At 42.0% G+C, this 2,180-nt stretch carries 4 protein-coding genes; all 4 read right to left on the bottom strand.

Annotated features, from left to right (window positions below):
• Positions 1 to 2 precede the first annotated feature (2 nt).
• Complete coding sequence (locus VLN09_RS04955) at positions 3 to 269, bottom strand: 2Fe-2S iron-sulfur cluster-binding protein (protein ID WP_325244260.1); 267 nt, start codon at positions 267 to 269, stop codon at positions 3 to 5.
• Positions 270 to 344: 75 nt separating this feature from the next.
• The gene (gene nrdB / locus VLN09_RS04950; RefSeq protein WP_325244258.1) at positions 345 to 1,478 is read right to left on the bottom strand and encodes a class Ia ribonucleoside-diphosphate reductase subunit beta; all 1,134 of its coding nucleotides are present in this window, start codon (positions 1,476 to 1,478) and stop codon (positions 345 to 347) included.
• Positions 1,479 to 1,568: 90 nt separating this feature from the next.
• Positions 1,569 to 1,913: a hypothetical protein gene (locus VLN09_RS04945; protein WP_325244256.1), complete on the bottom strand. Its 345-nt coding sequence runs from the start codon at positions 1,911 to 1,913 to the stop codon at positions 1,569 to 1,571.
• A gap of 123 nt (positions 1,914 to 2,036) precedes the next feature.
• Positions 2,037 to 2,180: type II toxin-antitoxin system RelE/ParE family toxin (locus VLN09_RS04940; protein WP_325244262.1), on the bottom strand; the 144-nt coding region annotated here is incomplete at its 5' end.

Genomic DNA, 2,180 nt, shown 5'->3' with positions numbered 1-2,180 from the left:
AGCTACTTTGTTATCAGCTCATGATTGACATAAATCACGCCGCGCACTCGACAGCAGCACGGCAGGAGTTCATCTTCTTCAATCATAGCAAGCGGCTCAAACGGATAATCAATGACATGTGAGCTGGCAACACGTTTGATTCGGCAGCTGCCACAATAGCCTTCCTTACACTGATAATTGATATCATGGCCGGTGCGTAGCAATCCATCAAGCAGACTTTCGTCGTCATGCAAGTAAAATTGCTTTTTACTCGTCATTACCCAAGTCATAGTTTTATCCTGTTTGTTTCCCTATTATTTTGTACTGCCTACACGATACTTTTTCATAAATTATTGTTTAAAAATCTATAGCTCAAAATCATCAAAGTCGCTGTCTGATAAGTCTGAGTCAATCTGACCGACCAAGTATGAGCTGATTTCAGTTTCTTGCGGGGCAACTTGCACGTTGTCAGATGATAACCATGTATTAATCCACGGGATAGGGTTTGATTTAGAATTTGGGAATGCGACCGGTAAGCCAACCGCTTCCATACGTAAATTGGTGATATATTCGATATATTGGCAAAGAATGTCTTTATTTAGACCAATCATTGAGCCATCTTTAAACAGATAGCCTGCCCATTCTTTTTCTTGCTCAGCCGCTTTACGGAATATCTCGATACTTTCTTCATAGCACTCTTTGGCGATCTCGACCATCTCTGGATCATCACGACCGATACGCATCAAGTTAAGAATATGCTGCGTGCCGGTTAAATGTAGCGCTTCATCACGAGCAATTAGCTTAATAATCTTGGCATTACCTTCCATCAGCTTGCGCTCAGCAAAGGCAAACGAGCAAGCAAATGACACATAGAAGCGAATGGCTTCTAAGACGTTGACTGCCATCAAGCATAAGTAAAGCTGCTTTTTCAGAGATTTTAAATCGACGGTAATTTGCTTACCATTTATGGTGTGCGTGCCTGCGCCGTACAAGTTGTACAACGATGAGCTGTAATATAAATCATCATAATACTTGGCGATGTCCGCGGCACGCCCTAGGATATGCTCGTTTTGCATGATGTCATCAAAGACGATAGCAGGGTCATTGATAATATTACGAATGATATGGGTATAGCTGCGCGAGTGAATGGTCTCAGAAAACGTCCACGTCTCAATCCACGTTTCAAGCTCAGGAATCGATACCAGTGGCAATAGCACCACGTTTGGGCTACGACCTTGGATAGAATCGAGTAGCGTCTGATATTTTAGGTTACTGATAAAGATATGCTGCTCATGTGAGGACAGATTGCCATAGTCCATACGGTCACGTGACACATCGACTTCTTCTGGACGCCAAAAGAACGACAATTGCTTTTCGATCAACTGCTCAAAGATAGGATGCTTTTGCTGATCGTAGCGTGCTACGTTGACCGGATTACCAAAGAACATTGGCTCTGTTAGCGCATTATTTGGCGTCTGGGAAAAAATCGAGTATGTCATCGTTCTACCTTTATAATAAATACAGTTATGAATCTAAAATTTAATCTGCTGTTTCTAACAATGCGGCTTTAAACTATCAGCAACCGCACATTATAAGTTTTCTAATGATATTTGTGTCGGTGCGTGCCCATCATTCATATAGGCTTTAAATATCTCGCTAAGCTCGACATCATCTAAGCCTTCTAGCTCATCGACAGCACTCTTACGCAGAGTCTCTAAGTCTACACTTTCCGTTGCTTTTTTTAGCGGTCTTTTAATAGCCTTTTTTGGCTCTTTTGCTGCTTGTTTTTTGGGTGCTGTGCTGTCGCTTAATTGCTGACGAGCGTCCTCGATATCAACGGTGACTTGGACGATGTAGGACTGACCATCGTTTAGGTCTGAAAATACGTTTGGGATAAACAAACCACCGTCTTTGATGATTGCGGTATATTGCACGTCTATGACCTCCGTCATTTTATTCTGTCTGTGTGTTTCAATTATAGCGGTAAAGCTAAAGGGTTTTTATTTAGTAGGAAATAGGGCGTTTGCCGCCTTTTATAGTGACTACTTTAACGTCGACTATGGTTGGCGTGTCGCAAGGCTGTCATATACTTTGTTATTCTCTCTTTTGCCTACTGCTAGCACGTATACAACGACGACATCATCTTTGACGGTATACACCAGACGATAGCCTATGGTGCGCAATTTAATTTTATAAGTATC

Source organism: Psychrobacter sp. (genome assembly GCF_035469765.1).
Taxonomy (GTDB): Bacteria; Pseudomonadota; Gammaproteobacteria; order Pseudomonadales; family Moraxellaceae; genus Psychrobacter.
The sequence above is the reverse complement of the archived record's forward strand: the minus strand, read 5'-3'. Positions and strand labels throughout refer to the sequence as shown.